This window comes from Cylindrospermum stagnale PCC 7417 (assembly GCF_000317535.1).
Lineage (GTDB): Bacteria > Cyanobacteriota > Cyanobacteriia > Cyanobacteriales > Nostocaceae > Cylindrospermum > Cylindrospermum stagnale.
This window is the reverse complement of the sequence record NC_019757.1, coordinates 4373332-4397651: the sequence shown is the minus strand read 5'-3', so window position 1 is coordinate 4397651 and position 24320 is coordinate 4373332. Positions and strand designations below refer to the sequence as shown.

Annotated in this window: 23 protein-coding genes and 1 pseudogene; 13 read left to right on the top strand and 11 right to left on the bottom strand. The window is 44.0% G+C overall.

The features are described 5' to 3' along the window. Positions 1 to 4 precede the first annotated feature (4 nt). On the top strand, positions 5 to 2995 hold the full coding sequence (locus tag CYLST_RS18440; RefSeq protein WP_015209237.1) for a PAS domain S-box protein: 2991 nt from the start codon (positions 5 to 7) through the stop codon (positions 2993 to 2995). 91 nt (positions 2996 to 3086) lie between these two features. Next, a complete protein-coding gene (locus CYLST_RS18435) occupies positions 3087 to 3464 on the top strand; it encodes a response regulator transcription factor (protein ID WP_015209236.1) in 378 nt (125 codons plus the stop codon). Positions 3465 to 3557: 93 nt separating this feature from the next. Here the strand turns inward: CYLST_RS18435 and CYLST_RS18430 are convergent, their stop codons facing one another. Next, positions 3558 to 4442: an alpha/beta hydrolase gene (locus CYLST_RS18430; RefSeq protein ID WP_041233727.1), complete on the bottom strand. Its 885-nt coding sequence runs from the start codon at positions 4440 to 4442 to the stop codon at positions 3558 to 3560. A gap of 374 nt (positions 4443 to 4816) precedes the next feature. Between CYLST_RS18430 and CYLST_RS18425 the strand changes: the two genes are divergently transcribed. Then, complete coding sequence (locus CYLST_RS18425; protein ID WP_015209234.1) at positions 4817 to 5707, top strand: lysophospholipid acyltransferase family protein; 891 nt, start codon at positions 4817 to 4819, stop codon at positions 5705 to 5707. A gap of 216 nt (positions 5708 to 5923) precedes the next feature. Further along, positions 5924 to 6988 (top strand): DUF6765 family protein, encoded by a 1065-nt coding sequence (locus tag CYLST_RS18420; RefSeq protein ID WP_015209233.1) that lies wholly within the window; start codon positions 5924 to 5926, stop codon positions 6986 to 6988. Positions 6989 to 7091: 103 nt separating this feature from the next. Here the strand turns inward: CYLST_RS18420 and CYLST_RS18415 are convergent, their stop codons facing one another. After that, positions 7092 to 8741: a hypothetical protein gene (locus CYLST_RS18415; protein WP_015209232.1), complete on the bottom strand. Its 1650-nt coding sequence runs from the start codon at positions 8739 to 8741 to the stop codon at positions 7092 to 7094. A 105-nt stretch (positions 8742 to 8846) separates the two neighbouring features. On the opposite strand from CYLST_RS18415, the gene CYLST_RS18410 reads away from it, so the two are divergent. Further along, positions 8847 to 12074: an alpha-mannosidase gene (locus tag CYLST_RS18410; protein ID WP_015209231.1), complete on the top strand. Its 3228-nt coding sequence runs from the start codon at positions 8847 to 8849 to the stop codon at positions 12072 to 12074. A gap of 893 nt (positions 12075 to 12967) precedes the next feature. Here the strand turns inward: CYLST_RS18410 and psbN are convergent. Then, positions 12968 to 13099 (bottom strand): photosystem II reaction center protein PsbN, encoded by a 132-nt coding sequence (psbN, locus tag CYLST_RS18405; protein ID WP_015209230.1) that lies wholly within the window; start codon positions 13097 to 13099, stop codon positions 12968 to 12970. A gap of 290 nt (positions 13100 to 13389) precedes the next feature. Between psbN and psbH the strand changes: the two genes are divergently transcribed. The 3 genes from psbH (at position 13390) to pth (ending at position 14687) form a co-directional block, all read left to right on the top strand. Then, the gene (psbH, locus tag CYLST_RS18400; protein ID WP_015209229.1) at positions 13390 to 13593 is read left to right on the top strand and encodes a photosystem II reaction center phosphoprotein PsbH; all 204 of its coding nucleotides are present in this window, start codon (positions 13390 to 13392) and stop codon (positions 13591 to 13593) included. A 163-nt stretch (positions 13594 to 13756) separates the two neighbouring features. Then, positions 13757 to 14029 (top strand): TatA/E family twin arginine-targeting protein translocase, encoded by a 273-nt coding sequence (locus tag CYLST_RS18395; protein ID WP_015209228.1) that lies wholly within the window; start codon positions 13757 to 13759, stop codon positions 14027 to 14029. A 16-nt stretch (positions 14030 to 14045) separates the two neighbouring features. Further along, the gene (pth, locus tag CYLST_RS18390) at positions 14046 to 14687 is read left to right on the top strand and encodes an aminoacyl-tRNA hydrolase (protein ID WP_015209227.1); all 642 of its coding nucleotides are present in this window, start codon (positions 14046 to 14048) and stop codon (positions 14685 to 14687) included. Between the two features lie 216 nt (positions 14688 to 14903). On the opposite strand, the gene rpsU (CYLST_RS18385) is transcribed toward pth, so the two are convergent. From rpsU (CYLST_RS18385) to CYLST_RS18370, 4 genes are all read right to left on the bottom strand, one after another. After that, on the bottom strand, positions 14904 to 15083 hold the full coding sequence (gene rpsU / locus CYLST_RS18385; protein ID WP_015209226.1) for a 30S ribosomal protein S21: 180 nt from the start codon (positions 15081 to 15083) through the stop codon (positions 14904 to 14906). Positions 15084 to 15390: 307 nt separating this feature from the next. Beyond that, positions 15391 to 15735, bottom strand: coding sequence for a hypothetical protein (locus CYLST_RS18380; RefSeq protein ID WP_015209225.1), 345 nt, complete (start codon positions 15733 to 15735; stop codon positions 15391 to 15393). A 199-nt stretch (positions 15736 to 15934) separates the two neighbouring features. Continuing rightward, positions 15935 to 16792, bottom strand: a complete 858-nt coding sequence (rsmI, locus tag CYLST_RS18375; protein WP_015209224.1) for a 16S rRNA (cytidine(1402)-2'-O)-methyltransferase — start codon at positions 16790 to 16792, stop codon at positions 15935 to 15937. 21 nt (positions 16793 to 16813) lie between these two features. Continuing rightward, the gene (locus tag CYLST_RS18370) at positions 16814 to 17248 is read right to left on the bottom strand and encodes a DUF29 domain-containing protein (protein WP_015209223.1); all 435 of its coding nucleotides are present in this window, start codon (positions 17246 to 17248) and stop codon (positions 16814 to 16816) included. 50 nt (positions 17249 to 17298) lie between these two features. On the opposite strand from CYLST_RS18370, the gene CYLST_RS18365 reads away from it, so the two are divergent. Both CYLST_RS18365 and CYLST_RS18360 read left to right on the top strand, forming a co-directional pair. After that, the gene (locus tag CYLST_RS18365) at positions 17299 to 18159 is read left to right on the top strand and encodes a sugar kinase (RefSeq protein ID WP_015209222.1); all 861 of its coding nucleotides are present in this window, start codon (positions 17299 to 17301) and stop codon (positions 18157 to 18159) included. Between the two features lie 65 nt (positions 18160 to 18224). Then, entirely contained in the window at positions 18225 to 19079 is an 855-nt protein-coding gene (locus CYLST_RS18360; protein ID WP_015209221.1) for a 3'(2'),5'-bisphosphate nucleotidase CysQ family protein, read from the top strand. A 45-nt stretch (positions 19080 to 19124) separates the two neighbouring features. On the opposite strand, the pseudogene CYLST_RS18355 reads toward CYLST_RS18360, so the two are convergent. Next, a pseudogene (locus CYLST_RS18355) lies at positions 19125 to 19845 on the bottom strand (RNA-guided endonuclease InsQ/TnpB family protein); the annotation flags it as partial. Between the two features lie 503 nt (positions 19846 to 20348). Between CYLST_RS18355 and CYLST_RS18350 the strand changes: the two are divergent. From CYLST_RS18350 to CYLST_RS18340, 3 genes are all read left to right on the top strand, one after another. After that, positions 20349 to 20660 (top strand): RNA recognition motif domain-containing protein, encoded by a 312-nt coding sequence (locus tag CYLST_RS18350; RefSeq protein ID WP_015209219.1) that lies wholly within the window; start codon positions 20349 to 20351, stop codon positions 20658 to 20660. A gap of 125 nt (positions 20661 to 20785) precedes the next feature. Then, complete coding sequence (gene rpsU, locus CYLST_RS18345; protein WP_015209218.1) at positions 20786 to 20980, top strand: 30S ribosomal protein S21; 195 nt, start codon at positions 20786 to 20788, stop codon at positions 20978 to 20980. A 486-nt stretch (positions 20981 to 21466) separates the two neighbouring features. Next, positions 21467 to 22006 (top strand): SH3 domain-containing protein, encoded by a 540-nt coding sequence (locus tag CYLST_RS18340; RefSeq protein WP_015209217.1) that lies wholly within the window; start codon positions 21467 to 21469, stop codon positions 22004 to 22006. Between the two features lie 57 nt (positions 22007 to 22063). Here CYLST_RS18340 and CYLST_RS18335 read toward each other — a convergent pair whose 3' ends face one another. The 3 genes from CYLST_RS18335 to CYLST_RS18325 all read right to left on the bottom strand — a co-directional run bounded on the left by CYLST_RS18335 (position 22064) and on the right by CYLST_RS18325 (position 24304). Next, on the bottom strand, positions 22064 to 22951 hold the full coding sequence (locus CYLST_RS18335) for a hypothetical protein (protein WP_015209216.1): 888 nt from the start codon (positions 22949 to 22951) through the stop codon (positions 22064 to 22066). 48 nt (positions 22952 to 22999) lie between these two features. Then, on the bottom strand, positions 23000 to 23512 hold the full coding sequence (locus CYLST_RS18330) for a hypothetical protein (protein WP_015209215.1): 513 nt from the start codon (positions 23510 to 23512) through the stop codon (positions 23000 to 23002). A 138-nt stretch (positions 23513 to 23650) separates the two neighbouring features. Next, complete coding sequence (locus CYLST_RS18325) at positions 23651 to 24304, bottom strand: class I SAM-dependent methyltransferase (protein ID WP_015209214.1); 654 nt, start codon at positions 24302 to 24304, stop codon at positions 23651 to 23653. Positions 24305 to 24320: the final 16 nt, after the last annotated feature.

The following is a 24320-nucleotide window of genomic DNA, read 5'->3' as shown; positions in this document are numbered from 1 at the left end:
AATCATGTCTAGCCAACTTGATGAATACAACCGTCAGCTATTTGAACAATGTCCCGTTGGGTTGGTACTCTGCCGAATGGATGGAACTTTGATTGATATCAATCCCGCCTATGGGGCTATTTTGGGTCGCACTGTTTCGGAAACCCTGAGCCTCGCCAACCAGCAGGTGACCCCTGAAAAGTATGCCGTTGCCGATCAAGCTATATTAGAGACCCTGTTAGAGACTGGTCGTTATGGCCCCTATGAGAAAGAGTATATCCACAAAGACGGGCATCTAGTTCCTGCTAGGCTTTCTGGGCAGCTGATTGAAGAGGATGGAGAGTGCCTAGTCTGGTCAAGTGTGGAGGATATCAGCGACCTCCGACGCGCCCAGCAGGAACGCCAACACGCCGAACAAATTTTGAAACAGAGCGAAGCACGATACCGCTCTCTGGTGACAGCAACTACACAAATTGTTTGGGTAAGCACACCAGAAGGAATTTGCTTTGAACTGGCAAGCTGGATAGCTTATACAGGTCAAAGTTTAGCTGAAGCTGAGAACGGGGGCTGGATTGATGCCGTTCATCTTGACGATCGCGATCGCACAGCAGCAGTTTGGGGTGAAGCTGTGGCCAACCGCAGCCTCTATGAAATTGAATACCGGATTCGTGGCAAAGATGGCACCTACCGCCACTTTTTTGTTTGTGGTGCCCCTGTCTTAGCAGAAGACGGCAGCATCCGCGAGTGGATTGGCACCTGCACCGATATTCACGACCGCAAGCTAGCAGAAGCCGAAAATCAGCGTCTCATGGATATGTTAAATCATTCCAGCGATGCGATCATTGTCCGCGACATGAGCGACAAAATTTTATACTGGAATCAAGGCGCAGAAAGGCTCTATGGCTGGACTCGTGAGTTTGTGAAAGACCAATACATCCACACACTGCTGAACTCAACCTTTCCAAAACCTTTAGAAGTTCTTCTCAGGGAGTTTCTACAGCAAGGTAGTTGGGAAGGAGAACTAGAACACACTACTCGCAACGGTAAATCGATCACCGTTCAAAGCCGCTGGACTTTGCAACGAGATTTATCCGGTCAACCCTGCGCCATGCTAGAAATTAATACCGATATTACTGCCCGCAAACAAGCAGAAATCGGTCTGCGGCAACTAAATCAAGAACTGGAAGCCAGAGTTGCCGAGCGGACATCTGCCCTGCAAAATACTTTAGCAGAAGCCCAGGGTTTAAATGCCATTTTGGATAACTTAGCAGATGGTTTATTGGTTGTAGATACAACCGGACTGATCACTCACTTCAATCCTGCCTTTTTAGCTATGCACGGATTGACAGCCACCGCCCTCAACGGTCACTACCGAGAACTGCCGGTATCCGGTTTAGCAGACCTGATTGAACGAACACAGTCTCATCCTGGAGAGGTGTTTGCGGCTGAAGTTGCACTGGCAAAGGAACGCATCGGTCAGGCAGTAGCGACCGCCATCTTTAAAAAGACGGCAACCAAAGAACCTGCTGCTTGCTTTGGTTCGGCGCTGTTAATTCGGGATGTGACGGCGGAAAAAGAGATTGATCAAATGAAGACAGATTTCATCTCCACGGTTTCCCACGAGTTGCGGACACCACTAACTTCTGTTCTCGGTTTTGCGTCGATCATTAAAGAAAAGCTGGAAATTGATGTCTTTCCAAAACTTTCGGTCGAAGACCGCAAGCTTCAGAAAACGATGAAGCGGGTGGGTGATAATCTCAACATTATTGTGTCGGAAGCAGAAAGGCTCACATCTTTGATTAACGATGTTCTGGACATCGCCAAGATGGAAGCAGGTAAGGTGGAATGGCAGATGCAGCCCCTCGACCCAAGGGAGTTAGTAGATTGGGCAACCAATTCCACCGCAGGGTTGTTTGAAACCAATGGATTGCAGTTGGTGAGAGAGATTGACCCCGGACTGCCTCAGATAATCGGCGATCGCAATCGGCTGCTGCAAGTATTGATCAACCTGATTTCTAATGCCGTTAAGTTTACCGAATCTGGTGCTGTCACCTGCCGCGTCAAACAAGAAAACGAGGGTGTTTGCATCAGCGTCATCGACACAGGCGTTGGCATTTCACCTGAAGACCAGCCGAAAGTGTTTGAGAAATTTCGCCAAGTTGGCGACACCCTCACCGACAAACCCAAAGGCACAGGACTGGGACTGCCCATCTGCAAACAAATCATCGATCATCACGGTGGTAGAATCTGGGTGGAGAGTGAACCAGGCAACGGCAGCAGATTCTCGTTCATCATTCCCACTTCCACCAGCGAGTGCAAAACCAGCACCAGTCTAAATCTAGATGCCCTAGTCAAACAACTCAAAGAACACGTCATCACCACCAGCGCTGTCCAAAACGAAAACCGCAAAACCATTTTGGTGGTGGATGATGATGTCAATATTCGGGAATTGCTCCGTCAACAACTAGAAACCGAAGGTTACAATGTTCGGGAAGCAAAAGACGGCGTGGATGCAATTCATCAAATCAAAACAGCCCGTCCCGACCTGATTCTTCTGGACGTAATGATGCCTCAAATCAATGGCTTCGACGTGGCAGCCGTCCTCAAAAATGATCCCCAAACCGCAGATATTCCAATCATCATTCTATCAATTATTGAAAATAAGGAACGAGGCTACCACATTGGTATTGATCGCTATCTTACCAAGCCGATTAACACAGAGAAACTCCTCAACGAAATTGGTTCCCTGCTTTCCCAAGGTACTTCTAGTAAAAAGGTATTGGTTGTTGATAAAAATGCCTCAACCTTAAAAACCATATCTGATGTCCTACAAACTCAGGGATACAGCGTGATTGAAGCCTCTAATCCCCAAGAATGCATCAATAAAGCTCGGTCAGCCAAACCTGACATGATCATCATCGATTCTCTCTTCTCTCAAGAAGCCGACATGGTGAAAGCCCTACGGTTTGAGAAAGAGTTGGAGAATCTATTCTTCATTATCTTGTCTGATCGCTAATGCAATTCGCCAGCAGGCAGAATGATAAAATACTACATTTCCTAGTTGATACTTTCTTCTTGCCAATCTAAAATCTAAAATCCAAAATTGTATGACCCAGAAAATTCTGATTGTTGACGATGAACCCAATATCTTGATTTTGATGGAACAAGCCCTAGAAGCATTGGAAGATGAGGGGGTTGAACTCCTAACTGCCAGAAATGGCGAAGAAGCTCTCGAAACTATCAAAACCGAAAAACCAAACCTGGTTTTTCTCGATGTGATGATGCCGAAAATGAATGGTTTGCAAGTCTGCCATATTGTTAAATATGACTGGCAAATGACTGACATCTACATCGTGATCTTGACAGCTAAGGGACAGGAATTTGATAAACAAAAAGGAATTGAGGTTGGTGCAGACTTATATTTGACCAAACCATTTCGCCCCAAAGAAGTCCTGGAAAAATCAATGCAGGTATTGGGCTTTTGATGATACTCATACAGCAAAAGCAGTTTTTGACAACTATATTTATTTAACTTAATGGTCAGCATCTGAAAACAACTGACCACTAAATATTACCCCCTACTCATTACTCATCACCGACTCTAACTGCGCCACCTCAGAGGGTAGGTGCCGATCTAGCCAATTCCCTAAATCAGCCATCACCTCTTGGTAATTGAGGTCGGCATGAATCTCGTGATAGGCTTCTGGATAATCGATTAGTAGCTTATCTGGGTAGGTTACTTGATCGTAAAAGTTTTGGCTTCCCGCTAGTTTTGCCACTCGATCATCTCCACCGTGGAGAATCAACAAAGGCACTTGCCAATCAGCCGCATGGGCATGAATCCAAGCGCGTGTAGCAAAGAATTCTGTAGACAGACGGGCAGTTCCGAGGGTATGCCGCAGTTCATCCTGGTTCATGGCGGCTACCACCTGCTCATCCCGTGAACCGGCAGTCGGATCAAGACCTGTATGCATCGTGAACTGTGGCCACACCCGTGAGAGCATCTTTCCTAATAACAGGCGCAGAGGTGACACCCCAACTTCCCCGATGCTTGGCGCTAGGGCAATTACACCCTGCAATAGGGGTGCATCTTTGGCATAGTGCAAAGCGTAATCAAAGACAATTACCCCGCCTAAGCTATGACCTAACAGAAAAATTGGCACTCCTGGCTGTTGCTGCTGAATTAACTTGAGGAGCGATCGCACATCTTCTCGAAACTCAGCCCAAGCATTAATATAGCCCCGCTGACCAGGTGAACGTCCATGACCGCGCATATCCACGCCATAGATGGCATATTGCTTGGGTAGCAAATGCTCAACTATATTACTGAAGCGTCCGCTGTGTCCTCCAAGCCCATGCACAACAGCTAATACCCCCCGTACCTTCAGATCTGGAATCCAGCTTTGGTAATACAGGTCAAGCCCCCCAACACCTTTAAAATTGCCTTCGCTGTGGTAAATCATCATGGTTAATTTTTTACGTTCTTTCCCAGCAAGCTACTAGCCTAGTAACGTACATTGTAGGAATAATAGCTGCTAACCGTGGGAAGAAATACAGACAAATTGAGTTGCTTTCACATAATTTAACCAAAAATTGCCTTTTTTTGGGAATATGCAACTAAAGCTTCTGACTGTAGAGTGGTTGAGATTATGCCGTCAAGGATTATTATTTTGGTTAGGAATTCAAAGAGGGTGTTATCGAAACTTCTTCGAGTGAATCTGTTGCTGAAAGCAAAACTGATGGGTTAACTTCCCAAGTTCACCCGGATGGGAAAACAGCAGACAAGACATCGAGCCATCAGCGGTCAAATAAAACACAATCAGAAACCTTGCCACCCTTGACTGACGCAGCTATCAAGCGGGTGTGGGAAGGTGTAGCGGCGGCAGGCAGCAGCGCAGTTCGCCATGCTATCGAGTCCAATATAAGACGGCTGTCAACGATTAATGAGCAACAGACAGAACCTAGGGCTGATTCTAGATTACGGCGTTGGGTATTGCGATCGCTAATTCATTCTCTATTTCGCGTCCGCGTCGAACATCTAGAAAGAATACCACCAGAACCCGCCATCTTATCTGCCAACCATCTCCACCACATCGACCCCTTACTCTTGCTGGCAGAAATACCCACCCAACCCCATTACTATATTCTGGGCGATGCCCGTACCCTCTATAACAAGTGGTGGAAGCGCTTCATCTTGGCTTTTGCTGGGGGTGTCATTCCCTTAGAACGAATTTGGAAAGAAGAACTCGCTGTCATCGCCGCCGCTAAAGCTGGACAACAAAACCTGCTGGAACTGGCTACAGCCATTGAAAAGACCGTACACACAGGCGGAGATATCCAGACATTGCGCCAGATAGACCGGATTGTGCTGGCAATTTTAGCCCGTGGGGATGGGATGATTCTCTTTCCTGAAGGCAGACTGGGAACTACTGAGGGTCAATTACATCTCCCCCTGAAACGAGGAACTGTGATTTACGCTTTACGGGCTGGAGTGCCGATAGTACCCATAGCGCTGATTGGTACTCATGACCTCTATTTGCGAAAAGAGTTAACTATTCGGGTTGGGGAACCGTTATACTTTACCCCTGATTCCAGACCGAAGCGGCAGGCAGTAGACGCAGCTTTAGAAAAGTTGCAGCAGGCAATGCTGGATCTATTACCCACAGACTATCAAGAACCAACCGGGACAAAGCTGTTTCGCCATTTCCTCAACCACATGTTTTGGTGAAAATATTTAATGTCAGAATCAGGATTGGAAGATTGGCAGACTCAGACAATAACGCCGTCCTATTAATCCCATAATCCTGTCCATCCTGATTCAGACACGTTTTTATGGAAAGTTGTACTTAGGGCCATTCGGGTGTTAGGCTAAGTATTTATTATTTAATACAATACTTTTTTTACAAAATAGTTTTCGCCACAGAACCCTAACCACTAACTGAATATGCAAATTGATTTTCATCATGGTGTCACCTACGTTGTCGCGCGACTAGCTGGGTTTGAGCATCAAGATGCTAGTATCATCGCCTACTGTGCCCAATATGTAGACGATAGTACTAATTCTGGATTAATCCAGTTCGATAACGGCGCATTATTTAACCGCATTAGTTCCGCCCACAAGATGCTGGACTATCGCAACTTTCAGGAACTGGCAATTCACCGCGTTTGGATTCCGTTTCATTTTCTCCCAGGGAACGGCGGACTGAAAGTAGGCGAAGATCCAGAGGGGAAATTTATTGAGAAGCTGATTTGTCGTCCTAACAGTGATGTAGCGCAGCAAATGGTGAGGGAGTGTATCCAGCGCCGTGAAACTCCTTACGGACTGTATCGCCTGGGAATTACAATGCATGTCTATGTTGATACTTGGGCACATCAGGGATTTGCTGGAGTTAACCATCGGGTAAATGAAGCGAAAAATCTGCTGGATGAGAATGATCAACCCGATCGCAATTTGATGGATCGTCTCCAAAATTACTTCGTTAGCGAGGCTTTACCTTTAGGACATGGTGCTGTTCTCAGTCATCCTGACAAGCCGTTTTTGCGCTGGGGTTACATCAACGGACGCGGCGAAAAAATCATGAGAAACAATCCTCAAGACTTTCTAGAAGCTGCTGACCAGATGTGCAAAGCTATGCAGCGGTATTTGCTAGGTGATGCGGATGCCACTGTACCAGGACTGCCAGAAGCAGATAAGATTGCAATTAGTTTCATGCTGAATAATATTCGGGATAATAGCGGTAGCCTTCGGCATCAGAAGTGGTTAAATGCGATCGCAAATGGTAAGTTCAGTTTTGGCAAAGCAAGCGTTACCTATATCCCCAAAGGCAAAGATTCCTGGAAATATCTAGCTCTAGGCACTGAAAACGAAGTTGATCGAGGAAACGAAATTTTTACCTATCATCCCAGCTTTTTAGTCAGCAATTGGAAACTGTTTCACGACGCTTTGCAGGCTCATCAGTTCTATATTACCCATGACCTACTACCTAGATATGGAATTTGCATTGCTTAATGGGTAATTGGTAATGGGTAATGGATAATTGGTAATTATTTTAGTCTGCCTCCGCAGACTATCCCTACGGGACGCTACGCGAACGTTCTTGTAGCCGCGACTTCTAGTCGTTCGGCACTTTCTTAACCCGCAACAGACCCTGCATAAACTGAAAAATATTCACAAATAATTGTTCTAGCCAAAGCATAGCCCCATCCAGCCATGCCAGAAGTACCTCTAAAGGGTGTTTCTCATAACCCAATAATGTTGCTGTAGTTTCTATCCAGTCTGGTTGAGCCTCAACTTGACTATTTTGGCGAACTTCCATTTCGTAAAGTTTGCCCTTCTCACTCCCAGCTTGAGAAATACGGGATGTAGTTCGTTTGTTAGCGGGTACCGTTGCCGATTTTTTGGAGTTAGAAGCGCGATTATGGGTTAATTTTTTACCTCCAAACAACCCCAAACCTGATTTTGGATTTTGTAGCAAGTCTTGGGCGCTATTATTTAAATCATCTGGCGGAGAATTTTCTGCTGATTGACTAGAAGCGATCGCCTGATTGATTCTTGGAGATGGTATAGTTGGCTGAACAAAGCTCGCTTTATGATCACCAAACAAATCATTCAAAGTCAGCCAAGGATCTGCAATTAAATCCGCTTGCTGTACTTGGTCGCTTTTGGGCAATACCTTTCTAGAACTGTAGCGTAAAGCCTTACCTTGTGGTTTTTCGCCGGTTGCTGTAGGCTCAAGTTTATTACCAGTTCTATCCCCAAAAAAGTAATTTACCGCCGCCTCAATCAAAGCCTGAATATTCAGGTTTTGGGTTTCCAAATCATCAGCGCCAACAGCGATTTCTCCCCTAGCTTTGAGTTGCTCTTTGCCGTAAATAAATATCTTTAATTGAGTTTGGGCAGCTTGAATAATTTCTCGGCTGCGTTGTTGCACAACAGGTACTAAAGCATTTGATTCCACCTGAGCAAATGCTGCGTCTAGCAATGCCAAAACTTTGCCAGGATTCAGTAAATATTTATCCTCTCTACCATCTGCTGCAATTTTTCCCGCAGCTAATAATAACGTACTTTCAGGACTTCCACCAGTCAGCCTTGCTAATATGCGGTCAATTTCCGGTAATAGCGCTGTTTCTTTTTTAGCTTCAGCTAATTGCCAAAAATGCCAGTAGTCAGCCACTTCGCCAATAATTCGGTCTGCTAATTTTGCTTGCTGCTGGGGCGTTAAAATGTCTAGAATTTGATTATCGGCGGTAACAAGTACCAAATTACGATTTGCCAAATGTGTGGCAATTCCCCGCATTACTGGCAGATGGCGCTTGAGGGCATTATCTGAGGCTACCACTGGTTTGTCTAGAATCGCTAAGGGTTGAGGCTGATGATTGGGAACAACTTTCTCCCAAAAAGACCCCAAGAACGCCAAGAGGTTAAAAGTTTGAGATGTTGTGGCAGCAGTGGCTGTAGGTTCCTCAGATGATAAATTTTGGACAATCTCTAGTATGTGCTGAATCGGTGTGTCCGCAGGTGGGGGAGTTTCAGCTTGTAACTGTCGTCTGGGTTGTGGTTCTGTGGTGTGCAGTCGTTTCCCAGCTAATTCGTCTGACTGAAATATCTGGTACACCTGGTAAAGTAGTGCATCCACACCCAGTTTAGTGGCAAGTTGCAATTGCCGGAAGGTGTTTTCCCACTGTTCTGTCAACCGCCGAGATTGCTGGTGGACAAAGTTAAATAGTTTGCTTTGATAACGACCAGAGGAACCAGAAGACATGATTATGATTTGTTAGTTGTAGCTTTGTTTAGTCGTGAGACCCCCACCAAACAATAAAAACGCCAAACTGTTAATTATCGTCAGTGTCCTCATCTTAGCGAAAATATGACTTTTGCTGTATCTCCATCTCAGTCAAAATTTATCTCGGAAGCAATTGAGCAGTTGCGCTCTTGCTGTCAAGTTAATATTCAGTCTACCTGGCTATGTCGAGAATTTGATTCGGTAATTACTGATATTGCTGCCTCTGATTTGTCTAATTGGCAATCGGTTCAGCTAAATGCTAAAGAACATATTGCTTGGACTGGTGGAAAAAAGGTGCTGTGGTTGGTGCAAAGATTGGTGGTTCCTCATGATTTACACGGTTATCCTTTGGCTGGGTTATGTTTGCGGTTGGCGCTGGTTTGGTGGGCTGAGTCGGCGGAAATTTATCTGAATGGGGAGTTGGTGCTGGAGGGAGATTTATTTGATTGTTCGCCGCGGGTGCTTGTTAGTCAAGGGGTGACTCCTGGGGAAGAGTTAATTGTGGCTTTGCGGTTGGTGAGTCCGGGACATGATGATGGTGCGTTGGTGCGATCGCTCCTCGTTTATGAGTCAATGGATTATAATGTCCCTGATCCGGGTTTTGTGGCTGATGAGTTGGCTGTGGTTCAGCTTTATTTGGAACGGTTTGCTCCTGAAAAGTTGGCTGTTTTGGCTGAGGGGGTGAGGGAAGTAACGAACCGCCAAGACGCCAAGGACGCCAAGGAAGAGAGGGAAGAGTTGGTAAAATCGTTTTCGTCTCTACGCCAAAATCTTATTCAATCTAATATATTAGCCCCCTTTTTTAAGGGGAGCCAGTCGCTTGCGGGGGTTCCCCCCTTTGTGCGAACTGGCGTGGGTTGGGGGGATCTAAAATCTAAAATATATTTGTTGGGTCATGCTCATTTGGATTTGGCTTGGTTATGGCCTGTTAGTGAAACTTGGAATGCTGCACAACGCACTTTTGAGTCGGTTTTACGGTTACAGGCAGATTTCCCGGAGTTGATTTTTTGTCATTCGACGCCGGCGCTTTATGCTTGGATTGAGGAACATCGTCCAGATTTGTTTGCAGCTATTCAAGGACGGGTGGCTGCTGGATGTTGGGAGGTTATCGGCGGTTTTTGGGTGGAACCGGAACTTAATTTGATCGCTGGTGAATCTATTGTCCGTCAGCTATTGTATGGTCAGCGTTATACTCAAGAGAAGTTTGGCAAGCTTTCGTCTGTGGTCTGGGTTCCTGATTCTTTTGGTTTCTGTGCAACTTTACCGCAGTTTTTTGTTAATGCGGGTATTGAGTTTTTTGTTACCCAAAAGCTGCGCTGGAATGATACTACTCAGTTTGATTATGGCGCTTTTTGGTGGCGATCGCCTGATGGGTCTGAAGTATTTAGTTTGATGTCTGCACTCATCGGTCAAACCATCGACCCGGTTAAAATGGCAGAATACGTCTGTGAATGGCAAACCCAAACCGGTTTAGAAGATGCCCTCTGGCTTCCCGGTGTTGGCGACCACGGCGGCGGCCCCACCCGTGATATGTTAGAAGTCGCTCAACGTTGGCAACAGTCGCCTTTTTTCCCTGAGCTAGAATTTATCACAGCAGAAAAGTATTTACAGCACATCAAATCTCAAGTTCAAAATCTCCCGGTTTGGGAAGATGAACTCTATTTAGAATTCCATCGCGGTTGCTATACTAGCCACGCAGACCAAAAACGTTGGAATCGTCGTTGCGAAAATTTGTTGTATGAAGCAGAACTCTTTGCGACTTTGGCAAATATTACCTGTGGTGTGACATATCCCAAAGCGGAAATCGAAGCAGCTTGGAAACAAGTGTTATTTCAACAGTTTCACGATATTTTACCCGGTTCTTCCATTACCCAAGTTTATGATGATGCCTTAACCGAGTGGCAGCAAGTGGAAAAAGTGGGAACGAAGATATTAAAAGCGTCGTTGGGTGCGATCGTCGCATCTCACATCACTTTACCAGAACCCCCGCAACCCAATAGTCTATCTGTTATAGTTTTTAACTCTCTCAATTGGTCGCGTTCTGAAGTCGTTTCTGTCACCTTACCCACACCTAACCAACCATATCAGGTTTACGATATTGATGGAAATCAGCTTGACTCTCAATTATCTGAACCATCCACCCTACTATTTCTCGCTAGCGATATTCCACCCGTCGGTTACACCACATTTTGGCTTTCCCCCACTCACCCCAACACCCCAACACCCCAACCCTCAGAATGGGTACTAGAAAATGAATTTTTGCGAGTTGTCGTAAATAACGAAACAGGCGATTTAGCAAGTGTCTTTGACAAAAATCAACAACGAGAAATTTTATCTGGTGCGGGAAATCAACTCCAAGCCTTTAAAGACAGTGGTCAATATTGGGATGCTTGGAATATTGACCCCAATTATGCCCAACATCCCCTACCACCAACCCACCTTAAATCTATTCAATGGCTAGAAACAGGAAGAGTGCAAACTCGTGTGCGTGTGGTGCGTCAATTGGGTGCATCGGAATTTTGCCAAGATTATATCTTACAAGCTGGTGTACCTTTATTAAAAATCGCCACCACTGTTAATTGGCAAGAAAATCAGGTATTGGTAAAAGCAGCTTTTCCTCTCAACGTCACAGCAGACTTCGCTACCTACGAAATTCCCTGCGGTGTTATTCGTCGCCCCACAAATCCCCAAACCCCCGCAGAAAAAGCAAAATGGGAAGTCCCCGCCTTACGTTGGGCTGATTTGACTGAAGAGACAGCCAGCGGTATTTACGGAGTCAGTTTACTAAATGATTGTAAATATGGTTACGACTCTCAACCCAACCAACTACGCCTAACATTACTCCGCAGTCCCAACTGGCCAGACCCACAAGCTGACAGAGGCTATCATGAATTTACCTATTGCTTGTATCCCCACGCTAATAGCTGGGAATCAGCCCACACAGTACACCGAGGATATGAATTAAATATCCCTTTACAAGTAATAGTAAATCCACCCAGCACTCACAACTCCCCACCCAGAACTCTTACAAGAGCGAGTTTCTTAGATTTATCAGCAGAAAATTTAATTTTAATGGCACTGAAACCATCAGAGGATAACCCACAAACATATATTCTCCGTTGTTATGAAGCTCACGGAGAAACAGCCGAGTTATCATTGCAGAGTGACCTGGGTTTAACTTTAGACCGTGCTGTAGATTTATTAGAACGTCCCCTCACCAATCAACTTGTACCCTCAACGATACAGCCTTGGAAAATCGCCACCTTCCAAGTCAGACTTGGCGATAAACTTCTCTCCGATGTCCAATTTTGACAACAGTTACCACTAATCCATCATCTTAAATTTGATAGAAAATTCGATAACCGTTTTCTGTATCTTTTAGCTTGACAGCACCATCGTGATGTGGTTCGTCTGCTAATGCTTGGATTTTTACTTCTATCTTTTCTCGAATGTCTGCTGATAAATTTTTTTAACTGCTTTAATGCACCTCTTGGCACCTCTTGTCCCTCTCCTTGCGAAGGAGAGGGATGTCCGTCAGGACAGGGTGAGGTTTTTCCAGACTTTGTACACACAAGTCTCTTTCGATGCAATTTATGGTTGTGCTAACACGCCTATTCAAAACCTCACCCTGGTTTTGCTACGCACAACCTGTCCCTCTCCAACGCATAGAGAGGGATGTCCGTCAGGACAGGGTGATGGAAACAAAAATAAGGTATACCAAAAATGGAAGTATGGAAAGCCTTTACATCACCACTTCCCCTAACGGGGATGGAAACTTGTGTCGTTAGTGTTCTTACAACAACCTTCCCGAAACCAGCCTTTACATCACCACTTCCCCTAACGGGGATGGAAACGTTCTACTGCCAAAACAAGAGTAGACAATGTGGAAAACTTTACAACACCACTTCCCCTAACGGGGATGGAAAGACATAATTTGGAATTAGGGAACTCCAACAACTAAATTATCCAATGAAAGTGGGATGGGCATCCTGCCCGTCCAATAAACTGGGCGGGCTAGAAGCCCACCCCACAAGAAGATTTGCGATGTTTTATTATTTGGAAGTCCCTTAGAGAATAGAGAAAACTCAAAAACTATTCTTAATGCAACAACATCTCAGAAACGGTGCGTTAGGAACGCACCCTACTGGTTAAGATGATTTCTTCCTGGTTTGACAAAAGCGGTTAAAGGGAAATAGACAACTTTTCTAGTCTTCGTGGTCGTCAAACGGGTCATCTAGTTCTTGGGCTGGTGGGCCAAATGAGGTATAAATTGCCCAGCCTGTTATCGCTACCAGCGCAGCGCCAAAGGAAATGCTAAGAAATATTGCGGGTTCCATAAATTAGGGATAAATTATGATTGCTATTATTAATAGAGTATTACAAAATTTGAAGCAAAAACCCACAACTGTTAATTAAGCTTAGTTGAGGTAACACTTTCCTTGGTATCATAGTCATGGTTAAAAACTATGGCTCGGATAATCGTTAACGATCCACGAAGTTTTATGAACTGACCTATAATCAGGGCAACCTGAAAGAGGCGAGTTCAGCCCAAGAATCTCAACCCCTCTAGGGCTGGGAATGTCTAAAAAAATTAAAAAAAGCTTTGGCAACAAATCTTAGGTGAACTATGGCACAACGGACTAGGTTGGGAGATATCCTCAGACCCTTAAACGCTGAGTATGGTAAGGTGGCTCCGGGTTGGGGTACTACCCCAGTAATGGGTGTTTTTATGCTGCTATTTTTGGTGTTTCTGCTAATTATTCTGCAACTTTACAATAAATCACTGTTGGTTCAGGATGTACTGGTTGATTGGCGGAGCTTAGGCGGCTAACTGATATACAGCTACCAAACTTGGTTAGCAAGTTAACCTACACCCGGCTCGTCCGGGTTTTTTTGTTGGTTGTCGGTTGTGATTTCTCGCTGACTGCTTAACTATTGAGTAGACTACAGATGTAAGTTGCAGCGGTGATTTTAAAGTTTACAGGAGCTAAAAAATGAATATTTTTGGGATTGGTCTGCCGGAAATGGGTCTAATTATGATAGTGGCGCTGTTAATCTTCGGCCCGAAAAAGCTACCAGAAATTGGGCGGAGTTTGGGTAAAACCATTCGCGGTTTCCAAGAAGCTTCTAATGAATTTCAATCTGAGTTTAAGCGGGAAGCTGAAAATATAGAACAAGCGGTGAAGACTACTGCTGAACTGGAACCCAAGCAAATCGAGGCTGTTACATCCCAGCAAGAAACTCCTAGTTCTTCCCCAACTAGCTAGGAAAGTACTGCTCCCAATGACAGAAGCTGTTACACAACCAGCTTTGGTGATTCCCCAGCTAATTGTCGGGTTGGGGAATCCAGAGCCTAAGTATGACCAAACTCGCCATAATATCGGCTTTGCTGCTCTAGATGCTCTCTCTCGTTCTTGGAAAATGCCTCTTGCGGAAAATCGCAAGTTTCAAGGGGAGTATGGCGAAGGAATGGCACCCGGTGGTGGTAAAGTTCGCCTGTTAAAGCCGTTGACTTATATGAATCGTTCAGGACAGTCAATCCAAGCGGTGACAAGTTGGTATAAATTGCCGGCAGAGTCGGTGCTAGTGATTTATGACGATATGGATTTACCTTTGGGTAAAACTCGCCTGCGCTTGTCTGGTTCTGCTGGGGGACACAATGGCATGAAAAGTACAATTGCACATCTGAGTTCCCAAGACTTCCCTCGTTTACGCATCGGTATTGGTAAACCAAAAGGTGCAGCTAATAGTGATGATTCTGAAACTGTCTCTCATGTACTGGGGCGATTTTCTGGCGCTGAAACTAAATTAATGTCTCTTGTGCTTCAGTTCGTAGTTGAGTGTGTAGAACTCAGCCTCAAACAGGGAGTCGAAAAGGCGATGAATCGTTGTAATAGTCGGACTGTTGATACTTCTGAGGCTTAAATTATTTTGGTTGATGGGCAGCTTTTTTAGCTTGCCCTATCCAACCAGAGTAAAACCCTTGACGCACCCCATGCATGGGCAAAAATAATTCACTCACACTGCATTTAAGGGTACGGTAAATCTTGCGGAAATTTTTGTAAAAATCATGGTAACCCGCTGTTACTTGTTTCAGACTATATCCTCAAGCAACGACAGTACCAAACAAAGTACACAGGGTTAATTAAAACGACGTTTTCGTCTAGCTGACACTGCCTTACGTTTACGCTTTTCCTGCGGGGTTTCAAAGTGCCGATGATATTTGACGTCAGCCAATATACCAGCTTTGGAAACCTGGCGTTTAAACCGACGCAGCGCTGAGTCTATTCCTTCATTTTCGCCTAGAAGCACTTGGGTCATTCTTAGCTTGTCCTCAATTTGTCGATAATTTCCATTTTAATATTAGCCTCGGAGTTAGCAAAACCCCCTGAACTAGGGAGGGGATAAGAGGCGATTCATCGGGTTTAGGCGGGTGATGTTTGCTCCTCGACGATGAAATTGGCACTCAGCGATAAATTATTCTGAGTGCCGACAACACACTCAAGAGCGAGAGTCGAGAAACTGGGTAAATTATACCGCCTAATTTTTGGGAATGTACCACAGTTTAGCCAAAACTGTAATCTATACTACTAATAAAAATGATAATATCCTGTCATTTATAAATATTTTAAAAATTGATTCTACCCTCGTTGAGTAATTTATATCCAGCGGCTAAGGCGGTAAAAGCCACGCAGAAATTCCATAAGCTGGTGGATTTTAAAATCACTCCACCGCTCAAGAAAACTAGCACTATACCAATGCCTAGCAAAATCCAGCCAAGGTTACGAGTTTCTCTCCCAAAAAAGACTAAGGCTAAGATACCTGCCATAATTGTTAAAACTGAGGCAGTCGCAGGTAATGTGCGGAAGGAAAATCTATAGTAACTGCTAACAAATATGATGTTTTGACCAAAGAAGTATATGCCTATAAGAAGTAAAAATAATCCTATAAGCTTGATTAATGCTCGACCCATTTTTTTATATTTTTCATGCGTTAACTTAAATTTAAACTATTATGTAACTTGATATTTAAAATAATTACGTAATTTTGTGTAAATTGTCATTAAAGATTAGAGCAAAATAACCGTGAATATACTTAAAGTACTTCGGTCTATGAATATTGGGAGCAACCAGACTAAAATGCTTGACTTGCAGAGCGATAAATGCACTGATTTACTCAGGACTCATAACTATAGAAAGGGCTAGTTGATAGAGATGGCGACGGGATATGGAGGTGCTTTTTGCTAACTGACGACTAGCTTGCGATCGCGAAATTCCCTGTTTCATAATCTGTTGTAGTTCGGCTTTGAGTTGTGCTTCTGTGAGTTGGAGTTGACTGGGTGGATTTCCTGCCACCAGGAGAGTATATTCGCCTTGGGGTTCCCGTTGGCTGTAGAGGGCGATCGCCTCAGCAATTGTCCCCCGCCAAAATTCCTCATACAATTTAGTTAACTCCCGCGCTAGCACAATTTGGCGATCGCTTCCCCAAACTTCTCCTAAGTCTTGCAAGGTTTCTCGCAAGCGGTGGGGTGACTCGTAAAAAATCAATGTCCGGGATTCTGCTTGCAGAGATTCTAAATGTTCTCGTCGTTGTTGACCTTTCGCCGGTAAAAAGCCTTCAAAGCTAAACCGATCTGTCGGTAGTCCAGATGCACTTAAAGCTGTAATTGCCGCACTAGCGCCAGGAATGGGAACTACTCTGATTCCCGCCTCAATACAAGCGATCACCAGTTCATACCCTGGATCAGAAATTCCTGGCATCCCCGCATCACTCACCAGTGCGATCGCCTTATTATCTACTAAAAGCTCTATTAGTTCCGGGACGCGGCTGTGTCGGTTATGCTCGTGGTAACTCATCTGGGGAGTTTTAACTTGAAAATGTTGTAGCAGTTTCCCCGTGTGGCGCGTGTCTTCTGCTGCAATTAAATCCACCGTTTGCAAAATTCGCACCGCCCGAAAGGTCATATCTTCCAGATTGCCAATTGGTGTGCCGACAACGTAAAGTGTTCCTGGTTTTGGATCAGTTTGCATAATTGTTATATTTTACAAATTTTAGTTTTCAAGAGGTAAAAAATCAGGCGCAAAAATTTCTGTTAAGTTATAAGGACAAGTTTCAGGAAATGAAGATAATCCTGTTTCTCGTTCGGCGCTAATAGTTGCAAGTTGATAAGTTTTATCGAGGGAGTCGGCTAAAAAGCAGCTAAGGCTGGGGTTTTCTTGAAGCAGTTTCTCCAAGCGTAAGCGTTGCTCTTTGATGGTTAATTGCCAACTCCGAGAGCGTAAGTTAGGCTGAAATTGCCATTTAAGTAGATGCATAAGTAGTAGTTCTAATCGGCTTTCTAATTCCCGTTTTTCAGAACGTCCCATGTCTTCAATTTCTTCAGCCAGATGATGAAAATCAATTTGATTAAATTGTTTTGTTCTCAACAAGTGCGCTTGTTCTTGCGTCCAGGCATAAAAATCATTGTTGTGGGTAGCTGAATTCATCAATTATCCTGTAAGTCACTTAATAATTTGATAAAGTTACCTTTTTCCCAATGACTAATTTTGGCTTATTTGTGGGGTTAGTAACCTTAGATTTAATTTACCTTGCTGAATCTGCCCCCAAAAACAATCAGAAGCTGGTTGCTACTGACTATACTGTGGCAGCAGGAGGCCCGGCAACAAATGCGGCTGTAACTTTCAGCCATTTGGGTAATCAAGCTACAGTCTTGGGTGTGGTGGGTTCTCACCCAATGACGCAGTTAATTAAAACAGATTTGGCAAACTACAAAGTAGCGATCGCCGATCTTCACCCCAGCACCAATACAGCCCCGCCTGTCTCTTCTATCATTGTTACCCAAACTACCGGTGAACGGGCTGTAGTTTCGATTAATGCTGTCAAAACTCAGTCAACAAGCGAATCTATCCCGCCAAATATTTGGCAAAATATTGATATTGTCCTAATTGATGGGCATCAGATGGCTGTTGGCTATGCGATCGCCCAAATCGCTAAAAACCAGAATATCCCAGTTGTGATTGATGGCGGTAGCTGGAAGCCAGGATTTGCACAAATTTTGCCTTTTGTGGATTACGCTGTTTGTTCAGCTAATTTTTTTCCCCCCAACTGCCACACTGAAGAAGAAGTTTTTACCTATCTCAACGCCTTGAGTATTCCCCACATCGCTATCACCCACGGAGAAAAACCGATTCAATACTTAAGTAGCGATAAAACTGGTGTTGTCAATGTGCCTATAATTCAGCCTGTTGATACACTGGGGGCGGGAGATATTTTCCACGGTGCCTTCTGCCATTACATCCTACGGGAAAATTTTCCCGATGCCTTGGCTAATGCGGCTAATATTGCTGCTACTTCTTGTCAATTTTTTGGCACGCGCCGTTGGATGAATTCAAAGTAGACTGAGCCTAAGACAAGCATCTTACCTATCTCAGTAAACAAAATAATTTAAAGCCACTTTTTGAAATGAAAGACCTACAAGAAATATTAGAAATTGCTCGTGATATGGGTTGGGGGGCAGCAAATATACTGCGGTCTTACTACAACGGAACGGCAAAAGACCCAAACCTCGACATCCAATATAAACAAAATGAGCCTGTTACTGTTGCAGATGTAGTTGTCAGTAAATATATTTTGGACAGGCTACAAGCAACTTTGGGTAATGAAGACTTTGCCTATATCAGCGAAGAAACCTATAAATCTCCACTGAGTCAGGATAGCTCTCAGTGGGTATGGATCATTGATCCTTTGGACGGGACGCGAGACTTTATCAAAAAAACTGGGAACTATGCGGTTCACATTGCTTTGGTGCATGAAAATCGCCCAGTCTTAGCCGTGGTAGCGGTGCCAGAGGCAGAAAAGTTATATTATGCCACCAAGGGCGGAGGTACTTTTTTGGAAACCAGCGATGGTTCTATTCCCTTGCAAGTCTCTGCCGGTAAACGAATTGAAGATTTAACCCTAGTTGTGAGTAGTTCTCACCGCTATGAACAGTTAGATTATTTACTGCAAAATCTACCCTGTCAAAATCAAAAAGCGATCGGCAGTGTGGGTTGTAAAATCGCCGCCATTGTCGAACAACAGGCAGATATTTACATTTCCCTTTCCGGCAAGTCTGCCCCCAAAGATTGGGATCTCGCCGCTCCCGAACTAATTTTGACAGAAGCTGGAGGTAAGTTTACGCACTTCGATGGCACTCCCTTACGATACAACACTGGAGATATCAATCAGTGGGGGGGTTTGCTAGCCAGCAACGGTCAGTATCAAGAGGTACTCTGTAAGCAAGCAGAAAAGATATTAACACAGTTCACTTCTAGGTGACACACTCCACACACTGACCTGAGTACAGGTACAGTGGTGGCTCTCTCAACCAATCCGGCTATTGCTTAGGAGGCGTTGAGCTTTAAGAACCGCGTGACCGTCGGCTCTATTCTTTATATTTAGCGCTGCATTATGATCACGATCCAAACTACATCCACAAGTACAAATGTGCTGACGGATGTGCAGCGCTTTAGGAACTTTCACCCCACAACTAGAACAATCAAGTGATGTACCCGATGGATTCACAGCAATTACCAGCAACCCAGCATTTATGCCTCCGGCACGCTACGCGAACGGCTTTGGTGGTGAGAATTGACAGGAAGTTTGACCATCCAGCATCATGGACAGATAAGGCTAGCATGGATCGTGTTAGACCTTTGACGTTTAAATCTTCGTGAACTACAACGTCATATTTTTTCAGGAGATTATTGGCTGTTTTAAAGTGAAAATCTTTGCGCTTATCCGCCACTTTCTTATGTTGTTTGGCGACTTGTTTAATGGCTTTTTTGCGCCGATTACTTCCTTTTTTCCGACGTGAAACACGCTTTTGGACAACAAGTAATCGCTTCTGAGATTTACGATAGTGTTGAGGGATTGAGACAGCATCTCCTTCAGAAGTTGTCAAAAACGCTTTTAAACCGAGGTCAATACCTGTAATTGAGTCTGAATTGAAATCAGGCTTAATAGCCGGGACTGTGGTATCTTCAAGGCTCAGAGTCAAATAATAACCATCAGCTTTCTTGGTGACAGATGCGGTTTCCCCCTTCCTGTCAAGCCTATGACTTAAATTGGTCAGGGGTCGCGTTATTTTTAACCGCCTTATATCTCACCACAGAAGGTCGTACCGTTTCAGTGGGAGGCTTACGGCGAAAAAGCTAAAGGCTAGGAAATTTGTACAAGAATCAATTTTTAGGCAGTTAGTTATGGTACAATTACACCCACAACTAACGAAGATCCTTATCTTTAAAATTCCTCAGTATTTAGCCTGAGTTTCGAGATAGCAACTAGTAGGCGATCGCTAGTTTATACAATTCTGCTTTCACAAGTAAAATTGTAGTACCGGCGACAAAAGCCTTGAATTGGCAGCTCTCCAAGTTAAGCCTACAAATTTTATCTGGGAATATTACTCCGTATGAAGACATATTGAGAGGCTGTGCTATACTCATGGACATAAGGATTATTTTCGGTTGAGTAAGTCGTTTTAATTTTTTAAATGCGTCTCTCCGAATCTAACTCTCTACACTCTCTGATTTGGGAGACTCTTTTTCTATGTCGATTTACGTTGGAAATTTGTCCTATCAGGTAACAGAAGAAGACCTGAAGCTGGCTTTTAAAGAGTACGGAACAGTTAATCGTGTGCAGTTACCCACCGACCGGGAAACAGGCCGTCCACGTGGGTTTGCCTTTGTGGAAATGGAAACAGATGTACAAGAACAAGCTGCTATTGACGCACTTGATGGTGCTGAGTGGATGGGGCGTGACTTGAAGGTGAATAAGGCTAAACCCCGTGAGGAAAGAAGTAGTTCTCCTCGTGGTAACTGGGGCGGCAATAATGCCCGCAATAATAACCGACGTTACTAAGCCTTTTCCTAAAAATATCACATTTAGAGTCTCCAGCAGATAAAGCCAAAGGCTCATTTCTGCTGGAATATTTTGTTTTCTCTCTAGCTGGTAACTATTTATCCACATCAATAGGAGGAATGAAAATGACCCAAGTAGTTTTGGGGGAAAATGAAGGTATTGAATCAGCCTTGCGAAGATTTAAGCGGGAAGTTTCCAAAGCAGGAATTTTCCAAGATATGCGAAAGAAGCGTCACTTTGAAACGCCGATAGAAAAAGAGAAGCGTAAAGCAATTGCTAGACACAAGCAACGTCGTAAACAACGTTCTCGCTTCAATTAATCAAGGACAGGTTAATTTCCGCTTCAACTTAAAATCTAGTCAGCATCTCTTCATCATTTCGGATAAATTCTGTTCTTGGTGGTGATATATCCAGCCAGCCGCAAATAAATAATGAGCAGACACTAATCAACGATTTTGTCAGTAGTAGCGCTGTCTTTCCTGTCGGCGCTACTACAAATTTTATCTAGAGCAATCCTAAATCATTCGTGAATAAAACTTAGATTGAATTCACCATTGTGACTTGAATTATAAAGTGAACTTTTAATTTAAGATCCGCTTCATAAACCGTGTATTCATTTTAGGCATCAGAGATGCAGCCGAAGTAGAAAACTAATCTTTCCCATTATTTATTAACCAGGGCAAACGCATCTTAAACAAAACTCGCTTTTTCGGAAAATCTCTGATTCTTTCTGTATTTATATTTAGTTAATGTGGCTTGCAAGTTCAATTTTATTCTTTGTATATCAACTATTTTCTGGAGATTTTATGGGTTTAATGACAAAGTTGACAGCAGGATTGTTGACTTTTGAAACATTGATGACCGGAGTATTGCCTGCAATAGCTCTTCCGGGGACCGTGACGAGTAGAAGTAATTTGCGAACAGATGCATCTTTGACAGCATCCGTAGAGGAAATCTTACCATCAGGCAGTAATGTGGAGGTTTTGAATATTACGGTGGGAAATGATGGCGATAACTGGTACTATGTGCAACCAACAGTGGAAGGGACACTAAGCGGTTGGGTACGGAGCGATTTAGTCAGCCTTAAGCTTGACAAAAAGCGTTATGCAACCATAGTGGGGGATCGCGGGGATAAAATTAACGTGCGTTCATCTCCTAACTTAAGAAGCAAGGTTCTGCACAACGCGCTGTCAGGTGATTTGGTGACGATTGAAAATTCGTACAAACAGGGAGGTCAATATCGTTGGTATTGCATTAAGTTCCCAAATAATGTTATTGGTTGGGTGCGAGAAGACCTGCTATCGATATGGCCGCAAGGATGCATTATCACTTGTCCTGATATTTAGGCCCCATACCCATACTTGGTAATGGGTAATTACTAGCATTACCCATTACCAATAAATCTAAATCTCAGCTACTGCGCGTTCAATTAAGCGCCGAGCTAAAGTCTGCGTACCTGTGTGTTCATAGTAATTAGTTGATACATCCAGGAATGCTGCTAGGTAGTCTAACTTATCATCGGCGAGTTGGACAAAACTTTGCAGGTTGCCGACAACTTTTTGTGGCGTTAGATTATTAGCGGTGACGATACCACTCATCCAACCTTTAACTGAGTCAAAGCTTTCGCCAATAAAGTTTAATTTGCCAGCGTCATTGTTGCCTGGAATTGAATCTTTGATGTTTTGGAAAGTTGAGTTTTGTGCTAAATCCTGGGGGCTTGTCTGATTAATGCTAGACAATGCTTTGTTGATGAAGTCTGGGCCTAAGGGTAATAAACCATCAACGCAAATTAATGCCACCATCCGAATTAGGGACTCACCACTATACTCACCCAAAGAGGCGACAAAATCCCCAATGCTGTCTCCGGGAATACCGTTAATTTGGCAGAAAGCTACTAATTCAACCACTAATTTCAAGGTCAGGTCAATAGTTTGGGCTTTGTCTGGTTTGGGAGTGAGTGAGTTTAAAAAACCCAGCATGGGTAGATTCTCACCAACTTTATTCGCCAAAGCTGCTGCACCCAAAGCTTTATCTGTCCCATCAACAGTTTGATAGAGCCATAAAGCGCGTTGGTATCCTTGGGATTTGTCGTTAAATAGATAAATCGCTCGTTCGCCAATTTGCTGAATTAGGTCTTCATCGTCTTCACCAGTGACTATTTTAATAGTGTTGACAAAGCCGACAGGGTTTTGCCACTCACCAGGAGCAACAAAATCTAGAGCTTTCAACATAGACACAGTTAAGTTACTGGTTGGTAATTGATCAACCAACTCAAAAATCGATTTGCTCACAAAAATCTCCTTATTTTGGTTTTTTTATCAGAATATCTGTAGTGCGGCTTATTTCAACTTCGCCAGACCTGCAAGATTAAATTTCTCGATCCAATCGGCGCGATCGCTTGTTGTAAACGCTGGATCTTTAGAAATCACCTTCACTTGGTACTTACCCACCAAAACCGAAGTTTGAGTTTTGCCTTGTTCTACGGCTGGATAACCACCAATTTTTTTGCTGCTATTGGCAAATTTTGCCGCCGCTGTCGGTGTGCTACTGGTGTCAGAAATAGCGAGTTGAGCAACGGTTTTACCGCCTTTTTTCAAGTTCGCTTCTGAGAAGCCTTTTTTCTCTTGAGTATAAACGCGCTGGTAGCCGTCTCCCGCCGGTGGGAAGAACTTGTTCAATTTGCTACCCTGAGTTGCATCTTTGGAAACGGCTTGACCGCTTTTTTTCTTGGTGCTTTCCTGTTGTACCTGGTCAAAACGGCTGGGTTCTGGTGTAGAACAAGCTGTTGTCGTCAGTAATAAAACTGAGAGCAACACAGCAGCTAAAATCCTGCGTCCACGGGGTAAAGTCACGGAATGATTCTCCTAAATGCTATATGTGTGAGGCAATTATCTGCGCTTGTGTGGTGTTTAACCCAGAAAATTAACTTTTCGATAATTATTGCTAGTTGATCAGTTGATTGTCAGTAGCCTTAAACAACCGATAAATGGCTATTGTGCTTCATTGCGGTAAGCTATCACAGCATAGAACGGATCTCCTCCAGCTGCACCTAACCACTGCAAGAAATTCGGTAGTGTTGACTTATGGACAATGACTTCTGGGGCGCTAAATCCCGGTACTGAGGTAAAATAGCGTTTGACTAATTCGACTCTAGAGTCCTCTGTTCCATCTCGCCAGGCTTGAATCGCCTTTTGAAAAAACATCCGGTTGGAAAAGCTGATAATGGCGACGCCACCAGGTTTGAGGACACGGTGAATTTCCGAAAATACTGCCTCTGGATATTGCATGTACTGCACAGAAACGCAGTTAAGAACGGCGTCAAACTCTTGATCTGGTAAAGGTAGCTGGGGATTTTCGTTGAGATTTTGCACAAGGTAATGATTTAACCGAGGATTACGTGTGAGTTCCTCAGCGTTGAGTCCATGTCCCTGAATATAATCAAACTGTAATTCTTCTGGCAGATGAGACACCCAACTGCTCATCATATCAAGGATGCGTGTGTTGGGTTTTAGTCGCTGACGATATAATGCCGTTAGCTGTTGAATAAAACCTTCATCGACATGGGTGACAAAGCGGGGATAGGCATAAAAAACCTTGTCGTCTGTATCATCTAACTTCAGGCGTTGATTCGGTCTTAGCAGCATAAATGTTTGTTTTAGA